This window comes from Nocardiopsis sp. M1B1 (genome assembly GCF_052466615.1).
This window is the reverse complement of the sequence record NZ_CP196194.1, coordinates 3,404,009-3,419,425: the sequence shown is the minus strand read 5'-3', so window position 1 is coordinate 3,419,425 and position 15,417 is coordinate 3,404,009. Positions and strand designations below refer to the sequence as shown.

The 15,417-nt window shown below is 74.0% G+C and carries 17 protein-coding genes; 5 read left to right on the top strand and 12 right to left on the bottom strand.

Going from position 1 to position 15,417, the window contains the following annotated elements; translation table 11 throughout:
* Positions 1–17: 17 nt before the first annotated feature.
* Positions 18–968: an SDR family NAD(P)-dependent oxidoreductase gene (locus tag ACSTA4_RS14795; RefSeq protein ID WP_444964035.1), complete on the bottom strand. Its 951-nt coding sequence runs from the start codon at positions 966–968 to the stop codon at positions 18–20.
* A gap of 83 nt (positions 969–1,051) precedes the next feature.
* Between ACSTA4_RS14795 and ACSTA4_RS14790 the strand changes: the two genes are divergently transcribed.
* The gene (locus tag ACSTA4_RS14790; protein ID WP_248770390.1) at positions 1,052–1,591 is read left to right on the top strand and encodes a TetR/AcrR family transcriptional regulator; all 540 of its coding nucleotides are present in this window, start codon (positions 1,052–1,054) and stop codon (positions 1,589–1,591) included.
* Positions 1,592–1,643: 52 nt separating this feature from the next.
* Here ACSTA4_RS14790 and ACSTA4_RS14785 read toward each other — a convergent pair whose 3' ends face one another.
* Positions 1,644–2,057, bottom strand: coding sequence for a DUF6069 family protein (locus tag ACSTA4_RS14785; protein WP_444964034.1), 414 nt, complete (start codon positions 2,055–2,057; stop codon positions 1,644–1,646).
* A gap of 164 nt (positions 2,058–2,221) precedes the next feature.
* On the opposite strand from ACSTA4_RS14785, the gene ACSTA4_RS14780 reads away from it, so the two are divergent.
* Both ACSTA4_RS14780 and ACSTA4_RS14775 read left to right on the top strand, forming a co-directional pair.
* Positions 2,222–3,406 carry a sensor histidine kinase gene (locus tag ACSTA4_RS14780; RefSeq protein ID WP_444964033.1) on the top strand — a complete coding sequence of 395 codons (1,185 nt, stop codon included), beginning with the start codon at positions 2,222–2,224 and terminating at the stop codon, positions 3,404–3,406.
* Positions 3,394–4,056, top strand: coding sequence for a response regulator (locus ACSTA4_RS14775; RefSeq protein WP_444964032.1), 663 nt, complete (start codon positions 3,394–3,396; stop codon positions 4,054–4,056). Before ACSTA4_RS14780 ends, ACSTA4_RS14775 begins: the two co-directional genes overlap by 13 nt.
* 14 nt (positions 4,057–4,070) lie before the next feature.
* On the opposite strand, the gene ACSTA4_RS14770 is transcribed toward ACSTA4_RS14775, so the two are convergent.
* From ACSTA4_RS14770 to ACSTA4_RS14755, 4 genes are all read right to left on the bottom strand, one after another.
* Positions 4,071–4,958 carry a DUF2268 domain-containing protein gene (locus tag ACSTA4_RS14770; RefSeq protein ID WP_444964031.1) on the bottom strand — a complete coding sequence of 296 codons (888 nt, stop codon included), beginning with the start codon at positions 4,956–4,958 and terminating at the stop codon, positions 4,071–4,073.
* 136 nt (positions 4,959–5,094) lie between these two features.
* Complete coding sequence (locus tag ACSTA4_RS14765) at positions 5,095–5,472, bottom strand: DUF2784 domain-containing protein (RefSeq protein ID WP_444964030.1); 378 nt, start codon at positions 5,470–5,472, stop codon at positions 5,095–5,097.
* Positions 5,473–5,702: 230 nt separating this feature from the next.
* Positions 5,703–6,551 (bottom strand): SDR family NAD(P)-dependent oxidoreductase, encoded by an 849-nt coding sequence (locus ACSTA4_RS14760; RefSeq protein ID WP_444964029.1) that lies wholly within the window; start codon positions 6,549–6,551, stop codon positions 5,703–5,705.
* Entirely contained in the window at positions 6,548–6,901 is a 354-nt protein-coding gene (locus ACSTA4_RS14755) for a nuclear transport factor 2 family protein (protein ID WP_444964028.1), read from the bottom strand. Before ACSTA4_RS14755 ends, ACSTA4_RS14760 begins: the two co-directional genes overlap by 4 nt.
* Before the next feature lie 140 nt (positions 6,902–7,041).
* Between ACSTA4_RS14755 and ACSTA4_RS14750 the strand changes: the two genes are divergently transcribed.
* A complete protein-coding gene (locus ACSTA4_RS14750; protein WP_444964027.1) occupies positions 7,042–7,530 on the top strand; it encodes a winged helix-turn-helix transcriptional regulator in 489 nt (162 codons plus the stop codon).
* 157 nt (positions 7,531–7,687) lie between these two features.
* Here ACSTA4_RS14750 and ACSTA4_RS14745 read toward each other — a convergent pair whose 3' ends face one another.
* The 6 genes from ACSTA4_RS14745 to ACSTA4_RS14720 all read right to left on the bottom strand — a co-directional run bounded on the left by ACSTA4_RS14745 (position 7,688) and on the right by ACSTA4_RS14720 (position 13,953).
* Positions 7,688–8,776, bottom strand: a complete 1,089-nt coding sequence (locus ACSTA4_RS14745) for a mandelate racemase/muconate lactonizing enzyme family protein (protein ID WP_248770386.1) — start codon at positions 8,774–8,776, stop codon at positions 7,688–7,690.
* 2 nt (positions 8,777–8,778) lie between these two features.
* Positions 8,779–9,684, bottom strand: a complete 906-nt coding sequence (locus tag ACSTA4_RS14740) for a 5-dehydro-4-deoxyglucarate dehydratase (protein ID WP_444964026.1) — start codon at positions 9,682–9,684, stop codon at positions 8,779–8,781.
* A 53-nt stretch (positions 9,685–9,737) separates the two neighbouring features.
* Positions 9,738–10,715 (bottom strand): sugar phosphate isomerase/epimerase family protein, encoded by a 978-nt coding sequence (locus tag ACSTA4_RS14735; RefSeq protein ID WP_444964025.1) that lies wholly within the window; start codon positions 10,713–10,715, stop codon positions 9,738–9,740.
* Positions 10,712–11,872 (bottom strand): dihydrodipicolinate synthase family protein, encoded by a 1,161-nt coding sequence (locus tag ACSTA4_RS14730; RefSeq protein WP_444964024.1) that lies wholly within the window; start codon positions 11,870–11,872, stop codon positions 10,712–10,714. Before ACSTA4_RS14730 ends, ACSTA4_RS14735 begins: the two co-directional genes overlap by 4 nt.
* Positions 11,869–13,023, bottom strand: coding sequence for a Gfo/Idh/MocA family protein (locus tag ACSTA4_RS14725; RefSeq protein ID WP_444964023.1), 1,155 nt, complete (start codon positions 13,021–13,023; stop codon positions 11,869–11,871). The genes ACSTA4_RS14730 and ACSTA4_RS14725 overlap by 4 nt, the downstream gene beginning before the upstream one ends.
* 222 nt (positions 13,024–13,245) lie before the next feature.
* Positions 13,246–13,953 carry a class I SAM-dependent methyltransferase gene (locus ACSTA4_RS14720; RefSeq protein ID WP_444964022.1) on the bottom strand — a complete coding sequence of 236 codons (708 nt, stop codon included), beginning with the start codon at positions 13,951–13,953 and terminating at the stop codon, positions 13,246–13,248.
* A gap of 184 nt (positions 13,954–14,137) precedes the next feature.
* Here ACSTA4_RS14720 and ACSTA4_RS14715 point away from each other — a divergent pair, with 184 nt between their 5' ends.
* A complete protein-coding gene (locus tag ACSTA4_RS14715) occupies positions 14,138–15,169 on the top strand; it encodes a pirin family protein (RefSeq protein ID WP_444964021.1) in 1,032 nt (343 codons plus the stop codon).
* Positions 15,170–15,417: the final 248 nt, after the last annotated feature.

Sequence of the window (15,417 nt, the reverse complement as noted above, 5' to 3'; positions counted from 1 at the left end):
CGGCGGGTGGGCGGGGCTCAGGCGCGGGAGGCGTCCTCGGGAATCGGCAGTTCGACGCCCGCCAGTTCCTCCAGTTGGCGCCACACCGACTCCATGGCCTTCCTCGGAGGCGAGGCCGTCAAGGAGGGCGGGGCGACCCGGACGGCCTGTCCCCTGACACCGTTCTCCGGCGCGTACAGCTCTCCTCCCTCCGCTCCCGGATCGGTGAGGGCGCGAAGCGCCGACCAGGCGGCGGTGTCCTTGCCCTGCGCCCAGGGCGTGTAGGGGTTGCGCCGCACCGGCACGGTCTCGTCCCGGACCCCCGGCCGACGGGGCGTCTTGGCGTCCACACCGATGCCCGGACGCGAGACCAGCGATGCGACCGGCAGCCCCGCGGCACGCAGACGGCGGTCGAGTTCGAACGCGAACATCTCCGTCGCCGCCTTCGCCCTGCTGTAAGCGACCACACCGATCCGCGAGCCGCGCCGTGCATCCTCGACGCTCCTGCGCAACAGGTCCACGAACCCGGTCGAGGTGTGCACGATCCTCGCCGTTCCGCCGTACCGTTCCCCGGTGCGGACCATCGTCGGCAGCACCCCGGCTATCAGTCCCACGTTGGCCACCACATGGGTCGCCAGCAGCGTCGGCAGACCGTCGAAGGTCCTGTCCGACGCCCGCAGCGACATCGAACCGCCGTTGAGGATCAGCCCGTCGACGCGCTCCCGTTCGGCCAGGCTGGCGGCGGCCTCGGCCACGGAGTCCCCTGAGGCCAGGTCCAGGACCAGTCGGCTCGAAGACGCCGACGGCACCTGCCCGCGGATGGCGTTCTCGGCGATCTCAAGCCGTTGGGCCGACCGTCCGGCGAGCACCACGTGCGCCCCGGCTCCGGCGAGCCGTTCGGCGACGAAGTAACCGATGCCCGAGGTCGCCCCCGTCACCACCACGGTGCGTCCGCCCTGGTCGGGCAGCGCGTCGGGATTCCACGCCATGACACCCCCCTTCAATCGGATAAGTTATCCGCTTACGGTAGCACCAAGCGGATAGCGCATCCGCTTTCGGGTAGAGTGTGCTCATGAACGCACTCCGCGCCGACGCGGCCCGCAGCCGCGAGCGCATCCTGGAGGCCGCCCGGCGCAGCGATCCCAAGGACCTCCGTCTCAACGACGTCGCCCGCGAGGCCGGGGTGGGCGTCGGGACCGTCTACCGCCACTTCGCCACGGCCCACGCCCTCGTGGAGGAACTCACCGTCGAGGCCCTGGACCGGCTGAACGCGGTCGCCCGCCGGGCCTCCGCCGACCCCGACCCCGGGCACGGCTTCGAGACGGCCCTGCGCGCCGTCGTGGACCTGCACCTGGAGGCGGGCGGCCTCCAGGCGGTCCTGCTCGCCAACGAGGACGTCAGCGAGGAGGTCGCGACCCTCAAGGCCGCGGTCCTCGCAAGCCTCGGCGACGTGCTCGCCAGGGCCCAGGCATCCGGTGCCGTACGCCCGGACCTCTCGACGACCCAGGTCGAACGCCTGGTCTGCGGTATCGAGCACGCCGTGCGCCTCGGCCCGCCCGGGGACCGCGGCGTCTTCGTGGACACCCTCGTCACCGGCCTGCGGGCGCACTGACCGGCACTCCCCGCCCAGGGCCCGGCCCGCCGCATCCGGCGGGGGTCCCGCCTCAGGCGCGGGCAGAACCGCCCAGGCCCGGGATCAGCACCGCCCCGACCAGGACGTGCATCCCCTCCAGCACCAGCACCACCACCGGTGCGGCGCCGCTGGTGAGGGGTCCGGCCAGGGAGAGCACGAGCACCACGCAGGCGGTGACCGTCCACGCCCGCCGGGGCCGCCGCGCCGTGCGCTCCAGCACCGCGAGCAGCCCCCAGGCCGCAGCGGCGCTGAGCATCCCCGCGAAGGCCACGGCCCCCGGCCCCACCGGGCGGGCCCGCCCGCCCGGGAAGGCGGTCAGGTCCACGCCCATCAGCGGCACGGCCAGGCCCCACAGGGCCAGCGGGGCGAGCACGGCGGCGGCCGCGGTGAGCATCCGCCGAGGAACGGCGGAGGCGGTTCGGGCGGCGGTTTCCTTGGTGGCCATGGTCTTTCCCAACGTCGTCGTGTGGTGCGGCGCGGTCCCCACACTCCCCGGCACGGCACCGCCGCCGCATCGGTCCCGGGGCGCGGACGGGGCCGACCGCGGACGGGGCCGTATCCGACTTTGGTCGGTGTCGGGGCGGGGACGCCCGGAGCTACGCTGACCTGGTGCCGAGCCCGATCGACGACGAAACCCGGCCCGCGCGCCGCGGCTCGCCGCGGGCCCTGACCGCCGTGGTCGTCCTGGTCTGCCTCCAGGTCGCGGCGGCGGTCTGGGCCCGCTGGGAGGGCCACACCGAACCCTGGACACGGGAACTGGACCTGGCCGTCGGCCTCGTGGTCTGCGTGCTCTCCCCCGTCCTGCTGCGGTGGCCGGTCACCGGTGCGCTGGGCGCCTCCGTCCTGGCCGTCCTCTCCCCCGCCGCCACCCCGGCGGCGGCGCTGGGCGTGCTCCAGGTCGCCCACCGGCGCCCCCTGCCGCTGGCCCTCGTGGTCGCCGCGGCCGCCGTCGCCGCGCACGCGGCCCAGGGGCTGTTCCAGCCCAGCACCCAGATCTCCTACGCCTGGTGGCTGGCCCTGATCACCATCGCCACCGGCGCTCTGGTGGGCTGGGGCGCCCTGGCCCGGGCCCGCCGCGCGCTGGTGATGTCGCTGCGCGAGCGCGCCCGCCGGGCCGAGACCGAACAGGGCCGCCGGGTGGCCGAGGCGCGGATGCTGGAGCGCACCCGCATCGCCCGCGAGATGCACGACGTGCTCGCCCACCGGCTGTCCCTGCTGGCCACCTACGCCGGGGCCCTGGAGTACCGGCCCGACGCCCCGCCCGAGCAGCTCGCCCGCGCCGCCGGGGTGGTGCGCACCGGGGTCCACCAGGCCCTGGAGGAGCTGCGCGAGGTGATCGGCGTGCTGCGCGAGGAGGAGCCCGAGGCGGGCGGGCGCCCGCAGCCGGTCCTGTCCGACGTCCCCCGCCTGGTGGAGGAGGCGCGTGGGGCCGGGGAGCGCGTGGAGCTGCGCGACGCGGTGGCCGACCCCGACCTCCTGCCCGCCTCCACCGGCCGCACCGCCTACCGCCTGGTCCAGGAGGGCCTGACCAACGCCCGCAAGCACGCCTCCGGCCAGCCGGTGCGGGTGCGCGTGGAGGGCCGGCCCGGCGAGGGCCTGGTGATCGACCTGCTCAACCCCGTCCCCGGGCCCGCCGGGGCCGCACCGTACGGGGAGGGGTTCCCGCCGGTGCCGGGCAGCGGGACCGGGCTGGTCGGCCTGACCGAGCGGGTGCGCCTGGCCGGGGGGCGGCTGGACCACGAGCGCACACCCCGGGGCTTCCACCTGCGCGCCTGGCTACCATGGCCGCCATGAACCCTGCGCCGCGTGTCCTGATCGTCGACGACGACGCCCTCGTGCGCGGCGGGCTGACCATGATGCTCGACGGGGTCCACGGCATCCGCGTGGTCGGCGAGGCCCGCGACGGGGACGAGGTGCTGGCCGCGGCCGACGTCCACCGTCCCGACGTGGTCCTGATGGACCTGCGCATGCCCCGGGTGGACGGCATCACCGCCACCCGCAGGTTGCGGGCCCGCACGCCCCCGCCCGAGGTCGTGGTGCTGACCCCCTTCGACACCGACGAGAACATCCTCTACGCGCTGCGCGCCGGGGCCAGCGGCTTCCTGCTCAAGGACACCCCGCCCGCGCGGATCGTGGACGCGGTCCTGCGGGTGGCCGAGGGCGAGCCCATCCTGTCCGCGAGCGTCACCCGGCGCCTGATGGACCGCACCGCCGTCCAGGCCGGATCCCACGAGCGGGCCCGCACGGCGCTGGCCCGGCTCAGCCCGCGCGAGCACGAGGTGGCCATGGCCGTGGCACTGGGCCGCACGAACGCGGAGATCGCCGGGCAGCTGTACATGAGCGTGGCCACGGTCAAGGCCCACGTCTCCAACGTCCTGGCCAAGCTCGACATGGACAACCGCACCCAGATCGCGCTGCTGGCCCACGACGCCGGACTGGCCTGACCACGGACCGGCGGTCATCCCTCGCGCCCGAGCGCGGTGACGACGACCCGTGGGCTTCCGTCCCGCAGGGCCTGCGCCGCGCTCCGGCCCGTCGCGGCCAGGTAGGCGTCCGCCAGCCTGTTGCCGACGGCGTACCCCGCCCCGGTCGGCAGCCCCACCGGGGCGGCGCCGAAGCGCCGCGCGCTGGCGTCGCCGTGCACCCAGGCCGTGAAGTTCTCCATGCCGGTCACGCCGAGCCCGGACACCACCTTGTCGAAGACCGCGTCGTCACGTAGGGGCGGCACACCGATGCGGGTGCGGCCGAGTTCGTCTCCGTACAGTTCGCGGGCGAACGCGTCGGCCAGCCCCTCGGAGACCACGTGCTCGCCGACCGTCACGGTCGCCGGGTCCCACACCACCCCGCCGGGCCCGTAGCGCAGGTTGTGGTGGAGTTCGTGCACGGCGGTGGCCTCCAGCCGCGCCACGTTCTCGGGGAAGGGCCACAGGGTGATCACGATGTAGCCCGACAGCCCGCCGTTGCCGGACACGCCGAGACAGGGACCGGTGAAGTGGTCGTCGCCGGGGTCCCCGAGCACGAACAGCACGGTGATGTCGGGGACCTCCAGATCCGGGGTCGCCGCCAGCAGCGCGGACAGCGCCTCGTCGAGCGCGCGCCGCAGGCGCTCCCAGGCCCCGGCGGCCGCCAGCGTCTCCAGCGCGTCGAGGCAGCGCTGTTCGTCGCGGTCCAGGGGGAACCCGAACGACCGCCGGTGCATGTCGGCCGGGTCCACCTCACCGGGGAAGTAGCGGTACATGCCCCGGACGGGTTCGAGCATCGAGCGCAGCAGGTCGGGGCGGTCGGCGGCCGGGGCCCGCAGGACGCGCCGCATGGAGGAGAGGGTGTCGGGAACGGTGATCGTCATGCCCACGGACGCTAGGGGTTGACGCGGCGTCAAGGTCAAACGCTCCCGTCGGACCCGCTCCCGGGGATCACCGCCGTGCCCCGCCCCGCGCCGTTCGGGCCGCCGCCCGGTCGATGACGCCGCGGGCGCCGACCGCTCACACCCCGACTCGCCACACCGCGCGGCGGCGCAGGACCAGCCACCCGGCGACCGACCAGGTCAGCGCCACGATTCCGGCCATGACCAGGCGCGAGGTGAGCAGGTGCTCGGGCGGATAGAGGTTCCCGGTCAGGTAGAAGTCGATGAAGCCGTTCTCCATCACCGCCCGCCCGGTGCGCGCCCGCGACCAGTTCTCGATCTCGGTCAGGAAGCACGGCCAGTCGACGATGACGATGCCCAAGGCGTAGGCGGCCACCGCCAGGTGCATCCAGAACACGCGGGGCCAGCGCCAGGCCAGCGCACCGCCGAACACGACGAAGGCGAGGAAACCGAAGTGCAGGGCCGCCGCGGCGTGGCCCACCAGGAGGGAGGTCATGCCCCGAACCTAGGACCGGGCCGCCCCGCCCGCATCGGTACGCGCACCCGGTCCCCCTGAGTACTCCTGCTCATGACAGGTCCGGGACGCCACCGCCATGGGGCGTCCCGGACCCCGACCGGCTCCTCGGCCCGGTCGTTCGGCTGGCGCCGGAACGAGGACCCGCGCTCACGGCCAAGTCATGTTCCGGTGCCTCCGGGCGTGAGATCGGCGGCTGCCCGGCGGCACGGTCATCCTCCCGGCGGGAAGTCGGCTCCCCTGGAGAGGGCCTCGTCGGCGCGGAGCGCGGCCAGGGATTCCTCCCAGCGCGCGGCGACCGCCTCGTAGCCCGCCGCACCCAGGACCAGGCGGTGCGGCGGTTCGTTCCTCTCCATGGCGGCGAGGACGGCCCGCACCCCGCGCGCCGGGTCGCCCGGCTGGACGCCGTCCCGGGAGACCATGGCGGCCCGCACCTCCTCCAGCATGGGCAGGTGGGCGGTCAGCGGTTCCCGGACGGGCTCGTTGGTGAATCCGGCGTAGGCCCGGGTGCGGAAGGCCCCGGGCTCGACGGCCATCACCCGGATACCGAAGGGCTCCGTCTCGTGGCGGAGGACCTCCGTCATCCCCTCCAAGGCAAACTTGGCCGCCGTGTAGAAGCCGAATCCGGGTGTTCCGACCAGCCCCGCGACCGAGGACATGTTGACGACCCACCCACCGCCCCTGGAGCGCATGCCCGGCAGGACGGCACGGGTGACATGCAGGACGGAGAAGAAGTTGACCTCGAAGGTGTGCCGCACGGCGGCCTCGTCCATCCCCTCGACTGATCCGTACCAGCCGCGTCCCGCGTTGTTGACCAGGACGTCGATGCCGCCGAAGTGTTCCTCCGCGGCGGCCACGGCGGCGCGCACACCGTCCGGTTCGGTGACGTCGAGCGGTAGGACGAGCGCGTCGCCGCCGTGCTCCTCCGCCCAGGCGTCGAGTTCTTCGGGACGGCGCACGGTCAGGGCGACCCGGCCTCCCCGTGCGAGCACGGCCTCGGCATAGGCCATACCGAACCCTCCCGGAGTGCCTCCCGTGACGAACCAGGTGTCGGTGCTCACGGCTCGATCACCAGCCCCGCGATGCGCCCCTCCCTGAGGGTGAAGTGGTGGCACAGGTCGATCTGACCTCCGGGGAAGTCCCCCTCCAAGTGCTGGACGACGGTGTATCGGTCCGCGCCGACGGTCTCGGCGCGGACCGGCGCGGCCGTGTAGGTGAACGCGTTCCCGGTTTCCTCCGCCCAGCGGGTGATGGCTTCGGTGCCCTTGTGGGTGCGCCCGTCGTCGACGACGGTGGCGTCGGTGGTGAAGAAGGACGCCGCAGTCGTCGTGTCGTGCGCGTTGTGCGCGGCCAGGTAGGCCGTGACGGTCTCGGGGAGATGATCGAGGTCGACGGCGCGGGTGTTGGTCATGAGATCCTCCGAATCGCGGGAATGAGCGGCTTGGTGGCCGCGTCGTCCCGGGTGTGGCCATGGGAGTGCCCACCCCAAAGAAACTTCTAAAAAAGAAGTTACTAGCTTCGATATTAGCAGTGACCCTGAAGGAGAGTGCCGTGACCGGTCGGATACGCCAGGAGGACCGCGAGTGCCCACTGTCCACGGCGATCGAGTACGTCGGCGACTGGTGGACGCTCCTGCTGCTGCACGACGCCTTCGACGGCTACACGCGCTTCGACGAGTTCCAGCGGAACCTCGGCATCTCGTCCAGCATGCTCACCGGACGGCTCAGGAGGCTGGTCGCGGACGGCTTCCTGGAGCGGCGGCCCTACCAGAACAGACCCGTCCGCCACGAGTACGTGCTCACCGAACTGGGCCGCTCGCTGCGTCCGGTCGTCGTCACCCTGGCCGCCTGGGGGAACTCCCGGCTGCCTCCCGAGGAGCGCCGCATGATCCTCGTGGACGCGGAGAGCCGCGAGGAGGTCGAACCGATCGTGGTCGACGCGGCGACCGGGCGGCGCCTGGACGACGCGGACGCCTACGTCTTCACCGCGGGACCTGCCGCCGGGCCGGAGATGAGGGAACGCTACACATCTGACGCATGAGCGGCCCCGTGCACCGGGAGGCGGCGAGCCCCCTCCGTCCCGGCTCCGAGGCCATGTCCGGGCCCCGCACCCCCTGAACGACCCCGCCAACGCACGACGAGGGCCGGGACGCCACCGCCACGGGGCGTCCCGGCCCCTTTCCGGTCGCGACCCGGTGCTAGGGGGAAGCGTCCGCGACCGGTGTGAGCGTGTCGGCGAACACCAGGCCGTGGCCGCGGCCGGTGTCGGCGCGCACCCGGCCCCGGTCGAACTCCACCCCGCTGGGGCGGGCCAACGCTCCCAGCGCGGCGAAGGAGGCCCGGTCGATGTCCTCGACCATGGCCACCCGGGGCAGGCACAGCGCCAGCTGCCCCGACAGCTCGGGCAACAGGTGCGGAGCCACCGGCACGCCGCGGCGCGCCATCGACTCCGCGATCCGCAGGAACGGGGTGATGCCGCCCACCCGCACCACGTTGGGCTGGGCGACGTCGCACACCCCCAGCTCCACGGCCCGCTCGAACTCGGCGACCGTGCGCAGGTTCTCGCCCACGGCGAAGGGCACCCGCGTGCGCTCGCGCAGGCGGGCGTGCGCCTCCAGGTCCTCGGCCGGGAGGGGCTCCTCCACGAAGTGCGGGCCGAACTCCTCCAGCGCGTCCAGCGCCCGGACCGCCCCGGGCACGTCCCAGCGCTGGTTGGCGTCCACCATCAGCAGCCGGTCCGGGCCCAGCACCCCGCGCACCGCGCCCACCCGCTCGGCGTCCCGGGCCGGGTCGGGCGAGCCGACCTTGATCTTGGCGGCGACGTGCCCGGCCTCCACCCAGCCGCGCACCTGTTCCACCAGGTCGGGCAGGGAGTAGTCCAGGTTGACCCCGCTGCCGTAGGCCGGCGCCGACTCGCGGCGCCGACCCACCAGGTCCACCAGGCTCGACTCGGCCGCGCGGGCGCGCAGGTCCCACAGGGCGATGTCCACCCCCGCCAGCGCCATCAGGGTGAGCCCGCTGGTGCCCGCCTCGCGCAGGTGCCAGCGCAGTTCGTCCCACCGGGCCGGATGGGCCTCGGCGCCCACCAGCGCGGGCCGCAGGTCGTCGTTGACCAGCGCGGCCACCGCCCGGGCCCCGATCAGCGGGGTCCACGCGAACCCCGTGCCGACCAGCCCGGAGTCGGTGGCCACCCGCACCACCACGACGTCGTTGCGGTCCACGCCCCCGTCCCAGGACCGGTGCAGCGGCAGCCGGAAGGCCCGGGCGCCGACCTCGGTGACGCGCACGTTCAGCCCTCCTTGACCAGGGACAGGCCGGTCTCGATCAGCTCGGCCAGCTCGGCCTCCTCCGCGGCGGTGGGGTCGCTGAACGGCGCGCGCACCCCGCCCACGTCCACCCCGCGCAGCCGCGCGCCCGCCTTGACCAGCGACACCGCGTACCCCGGCGTCCGGTCGCGCAGCCGCACCAGCGGCTCGAAGAACTCGCGCATCAGGGTGTCGGCCAGCGCGTCACCGGAGTGGAAGGCGCGGTAGAAGGCGTCGGCCACCTCGGGCACGAACGCGAACGCCGCCGAGGAGTACAGCGGCACGCCCACCGACCGGTAGGCCGCCACGGTCAGCTCCGCCGTGGGCAGGCCGTTGAAGAAGGTGAACTCCTCGCCGCGCAGGTCGCGCACCGCCATCACGATCTGGTGCATCCGGCCCAGGTCGCCCACCCCGTCCTTGATCCCCACCACCTGCGGGATCGCGGCCAGCTCCGCCGCGCTCTGGGGGGTGAAGACCATCGATCCGCGCTGGTAGACCACCACCGGGATGTCGGAGGCCGCGACCACGGTGCGCACGTAGTCCACCAGCCCCGACTGCGGTGCGCCCACCAGGTAGGGCGGCAGCAGCAGGATCGCGTCCGCGCCCAGTTCGCGGGCCGCGCGGGCCTGCTCGATGGCGGTGCCCACGCTGCCGCCCGCACCGGCCACCACCGGCACGCGGCCCGCGGTGGCCTCCACCGACCGCCGCACCACCGCGGCGTGCTCGGCGGCCGACAGGGCGTGCACCTCACCGGTGCCGCAGGCCGCGAACACCCCGCCCGCGCCGTGCTCCACGCCCGAGGCGACGTGCTCGGTCAGCACGTCCTCGTTCACTTCGCCTTCGGAGTCGAAGGGGGTCAGGGGGAAGAAGAGGATTCCGTCGAAGTTCATGTTCGCTCCTTGAGCTCGGGGGGACCGGGGGCGCGCGTGCGCCCCCGGGGGCCTCACAGGACGTGCTGGACGTGGCGTCGGGTCAGGGTGGCGATGACGTCGTCGCCGTCGGCCGACCAGATCCGCTCGTTGAAGATCTCCACCTCGATGTCGCCGTCGTAACCGGCCGCGTCCACCGCGCGGCGCAGGGCGCGCACGTCGGCGTGGCCGTCGCCGACCATGCCGCGCCCCAGCAGGGCGTCGGCGGGGATGGGCAGCTCCCAGTCGCAGGCCTGGAAGGAGGCGATGCGCCCGCCCGCCCCGGCGCGGGCGATCTGCTCCCACACCTGGGGGTCCCACCACACGTGGTAGGCGTCCACCACCACGCCGACGGCGGCCGCGTCGAAGCGTTCGGCCAGGTCCAGGGCCTGGCCCAGTGTGGAGAGCACGGCGCGGTCGGCGCAGAACATCGGGTGCAGGGGCTCCAGCGCGAGCCGCACCCCCCGCTCCAGGGCGTAGGGCGCCAGCTCGGCGATACCGTCCGCCACCCGCTCGCGGATCCCGACCAGGTCGCGCTCGCCGTCGGGCATTCCGCCCACGACCATGACCAGGCAGGGCGCACCGAGTTCGGCGGCCTCGTCCACGGCGCGCCGGTTGTCCTCCAGCGCCGCGGCCCGGTCCGGGCCGGTGAGGAATCCGCCGCGGCAGTGCGAGGACACGCGCAGCCCGGAACGGCGCAGCAGGGCGGCCGCCTTGGCCAGGCCCATATCGGCGACCGGTTCGCGCCAGGTCCCGATGGCGGGCAGCCCGGCGCGCAGGCAGCCGTCCACGGCCTGGGTCAGGTTCCAGTACTTGACGGTGGCCTGGTTGAGCGAGAGCCGTGCCAGGCGCGGGTCGCCCGGTTCGGGGGTGGGCACCGCGGCGGGCTGCCCGGAGGGCACGTCCACCGCGCCGGGCACGTCCACCGCGCCGGGCACGACCGCCGCGACGGTGGCCGCGGGCGCGGCCGTCCGCGCGGGGGTCGCCTCGGCGCCCTCGGGAACCGTGTTCACTGGTCGACTCCTGACACCTGGAGGAGTGCCCGCATGCGTGCCGCGGCCAGGTCCGGGTCGGTCAGGGCCCCGGCGGCGTCGGCCAGGCGCACCGCCTGGGCCAGGTGGGGCAGGTCGCGGGCGCTGTGCAGCCCGCCCACCATGTGGAAGCCCTTCTGGTGGCCGTTGAGCCAGGCCAGGAAGGCCACGCCGGTCTTGTAGTAGAAGGTGGGCTCGGCGAACAGGTGCCGGGCCAGCGGGACCGTGGGGTCCATCAGGGCCCGGTACCGCTCGGTGTCGCCCTCGTCCAGGGCGGCCAGCGCGCGGGCGGCGGCCGGGGCGATGGCCGCGAAGACGCCCAGCAGGGCGTCGGAGTGGCCCTGCTCGTCGCCCAGGACGAGGTCGGGGTAGTTGAAGTCGTCGCCGGTGTAGAGGCGCACGCCCTCGGGCAGCAGCCGCCGCAGCCGCACCTCCAGCGAGGCGTCGAGCAGGGAGACCTTGATGCCGTCCACCTTCGCCGCGTGCTCGGCGATCAGGGCCGCCACCGGCTCGATCGCCTCGGCCGGGTCGGCGAAGCCCCAGTACCCGGCCAGGGCCGGGTCGAAGGCGGTGCCCAGCCAGTGCAGGATGACGGGCTGGTCGGCCCGGCCCAGCAGGTCGGCGTAGACCTTGGCGTAGTCGTCGGGGCCCGAGGCGACCGCGGCCAGGGCACGCGAGGCCATGAGGATGGGGGTGGCTCCGGCGCCCTGGACGACGTCGAGCTGCTCACCGTACGCGGTGATAACGCTTTCCAGATCGGCCTGCGAAAGGTCGAGCTGGTCGGTGCCCACCCCGCAGGCCAGGGCGGCGCCGCGCGCGGCGGCCTCCGCACCCGACCTGCGGATCAGCTCGGCGGTGGCCGCCCAGTCCAGGCCCATGCCGCGCTGGGCGGTGTCCATGGCGTCGGCCACGCCCAAGCCCTGGTCCCACAGGTGGTGGCGGAAGGCCAGGGTGGCCTCCCAGTCCAGGCGGGCCGGGGCGCCGGGGGCGTTGGCCGCCAGGGGGTCGGCGACCACGTGGGCCGCGGCGTAGGCCGTGCGTGAGCGGGCGGGGGGAAGCGGGGAGGCGTCGACGGGGGTGCCGCTCAGGGTGTAGGGGGCGGCGGTGCCGTCGGCGGCGGGTAGCAGGAGTGTGCTCATGCGAGGGTGACCTCGTCCAGTTCGATCGTGCGTCCGGTGCGCGCCGACTGGAGCCCGGCCTCGGCCATCTGGAGGCCGCGCGCGCCCGAGAGCAGGTCGTGCGGGAAGGGGGTGTCCAGGACCACGTGGCGCAGGAAGTCCTCCCACTGGGAGCGGAACCCGTTGGGGAACTCGGTGTTGTCGGGCACGGGCTCCCACTGCTCGCGGTAGCGCCCCAGGTCCTCCAGGTCGGGGTTCCAGACCGCCTTGGGCGTGGCCGAGCGGTGCTGGGCACGGCAGGAGCGCAGCCCCGCCACGGCGCTGCCGTGGGTGCCGTCGACCTGGAACTCCACGAGTTCGTCGCGGGCCACGCGCACGTTCCAGGAGGAGTTGATCTGGGCGATGACGCCGCCGTCCAGTTCGAAGATGCCGTAGGCGGAGTCGTCGGCCGTGGCCTCGTAGGGCCGGCCCTCCTCGTCCCAACGGCGCGGGATGTGGGTGGCCACCTTGGCGGTGACCGCGCGCACCGGGCCGAACAGGTGCTCCAGGATGTAGTGCCAGTGCGGGAACATGTCCAGCACCATGCCGCCGCCCTCCTCGGCGCGGTAGTTCCAGCTGGGGCGCTGGGCGGGCTGCCAGTCGCCCTCGAAGACCCAGTAGCCGAACTCGCCGCGCACCGACAGGATGCGGCCGAAGAAGCCGCTCTCGACCAGCCTGCGCAGTTTGAGCAGGCCGGGCAGGAAGAGCTTGTCCTGGACCACGCCGTTGCGCACGCCCGCGTCGCGGGCCAGTTTGGCCAGCTCCAGGGCGGCGCTGAGCGTGCTGGCGGTGGGCTTCTCGACGTAGACGTGCTTGCCCGCGGCGATGGCGGCGCGCACGGCCGCCTCGCGGGCGTGTGTGATCTGCGAGTCGAAGTAGACCGTGATGTCGTCGTCGGAGAGCACACCGTCCAGGTCGGTGGACCAGCGCTCGATTCCGTGGCGTTCGGCGATCTCGCGCAGCTTGTGCTCGGAGCGTCCGACCAGGACGGGCTCGGGAATGATCCGGGAGCCGTCGGGCAGGCGTACGCCGCCCGCCTCCCGGATGGCCAGGACAGACCGGGTCAGGTGCTGCCTGTACCCCATGCGTCCGGTGACGCCGTTCATGGCGACACCCAGCACGTGATCACCCATGGGTTGTTACCACCTTTCCGTGTGAAAGCGCTTTCCAGCCTACGGCAAAAACACCCCCGTGCACCAGAGGGCCCCCGGACCTGCCACGACGCGAAGCGCTTCGATACCCGTCCCCGCCAGACCGCCCGGAAGGCCCCGGGCACGCCCGGCCTCCGCCGTTCCGGGCCGAACACGTGCGCGAACCGTCCTCCGCGTCCGCCCGTGCCCGGGCCGCCGGTCGCCCTAGGCGGGGACGCGCGCGCTGATCAGGAGGTTGAGCGGCTCCCCCGCACCCGGGGGGATGCCCTCGACGGGCTCCCAGCGCACCTGGGAGAACCCCGCGCCCCGCAGCGAGTCCTCGACGGCCTCGCAGCTCCAGTAACGGGCCGGCAGGACCGTGGGCGGGGCCGTGGGGATGGTGACCGGACAGGGGGCTCCGTCGACGGGGCGCTCGGGCATGTCGACGACGAACCCGTTCATCTGCGCCGTTCCGGAGGGGAGCCGGGGGTTGCCGACATAGGCCAGCAGCCGCCCGCCGGGGGCCAGGTTCTCCCTCGCCCGCAGCACCATGCGGTCGAGCATGCGCCGGTCGCGCGCGTAGTGCAGGACGGCGACCGCCACAACCGTGTCGAAGGTGCCCAGGACGGGCATGTCGGCGATGTCGTGGACCTCGTACCTCAGGCCCAGGGGCTGGCGTTCCTCGATCCGCCGCGCGGCCTCGACCATGCCGGGGGAGATGTCCACGCCCACGACGGGGTGCGCGCCCCGGCGTCTCAGGAGCCGGGTGTAGGCGCCCGTCCCGCACCCGAAGTCCAGGACGGAACTCCCCTGGACGGGGCCGAGCGCCCTCAGGAACGACGGGGTCTCGACGAGGCTGCGGTACGTACTGACCACGCGTTCCACTTCTCCGTGGTTCTCCGCGATCTGGTCGTAGCGTTCGGCGACGGCCACGGTGTGCCTCCCGGTAGCTGGTGTACGCTTCCGCGGGCGCTTCTCCCGCCGACAGCGGTCCACCGCCTGCGCACTCCCCTGTTTCTACCCCGACGCGGCATCCGCCAACACCGGGCCGCGCCGTTGCGGCCTGCGACCTCCGCGGATATGCCAGGACCGGCCCGTCTCGGCTACCTTCGGCAGGGTGAGCAATCTGGACACCCATCCCGCCGAAGAGCGCGTCTGCGGCGGAGAGGTCGACCCCGCCGGCACCGCCGCGTCCGGCGACACCGAACTCCTCGAACCGCGCGAGGTCCCGCTCGGCGGCCCGCGCGCCATGCTGGTCCGCCGCGCCCTGCCCGGGAAGAACCGCCGCATGGTCGGCGCGTGGTGCTTCGCCGACGTCTACGGGCCCACCGGCGTCGCCGACGGCCCCGGCATGCAGGTGCCGCCGCACCCCCACATCGGCCTTCAGACCGTGAGCTGGCTGGTCCGGGGCTCGGTCCACCACCTGGACGGCCTGGGCTCGGACCAGCTGGTCCGCCCCGGCCAGCTCAACCTCATGACCGCCGGACACGGCATCGCCCACTCCGAGCGCTCCCCCGCCGACGCCCCGCCGCTGCTGCACGGCGCCCAGCTGTGGATCGCCCTGCCCGAGGACGACCGCGAGGGACCGGCCCGCTTCGAACACCACGCCGACCTGCCCGCCTTCGACCTGCCCGGCACGGACGCGCCGGGGGCCAGGGTCACGGTGATCGCCGGAGAGGTGGACGGCCGCCGCTCCCCCGCCCGCGTGCACACCCCGCTCATGGGCGCCGAGGTCGTGCTCGAGCCCGGGGCCCGGGTGCGCCTGCCCCTGGACGCCTCCTTCGAACACGGCGTCCTGCCCCTGGACGCGCCCGTGCGGGTCCTCGGCCACGACGTCGAGGCCGGTGCGCTGCTCTACGCGGGCGAGGGGCGCACGGAGGTGGAACTGCGGGCCGAGGAGACCGCGCACGTGCTGGTGATCGGCGGCGAACCCTTCACCGAGGACCTGGTCATGTGGTGGAACTTCGTCGGCCGCGACCACGACGAGATCGTGCGGGCCCGCCGCGCCTGGGAGAACGACCGGGACGGCGCCGTCGACGCGGACGGGCGGCGCTTCGCCGCGGTCGCGGCCGACGACGACGCGGCCCTCCCGGCTCCGGAGCTGCCCAACGCGCGCCTGCGCGCACGCCCGCGCCACCGCGGCGCGTAGTCCCCCGCGACGGTCGGCCGGGGTCTGCCGGGGTGGGGCGCGTCCGCGTGCCACGGCCCGGCAGACTCCGGCCGCGCCCTTGTGGACCCGGGCCTGCGTCCGTCGCGGACCGGCCGGTTCCCTGAGAGCCGCCCCCGCCCCGGCGGTCGCCGCCACGCGCGCGGGCAAGGGCGGCTGAAGGTTTCCGATAAGCACCCCTTGTCGTTTCCGTTCCCCGTGCGAGTCTGGACAAAAGGAAACGAAGGGAG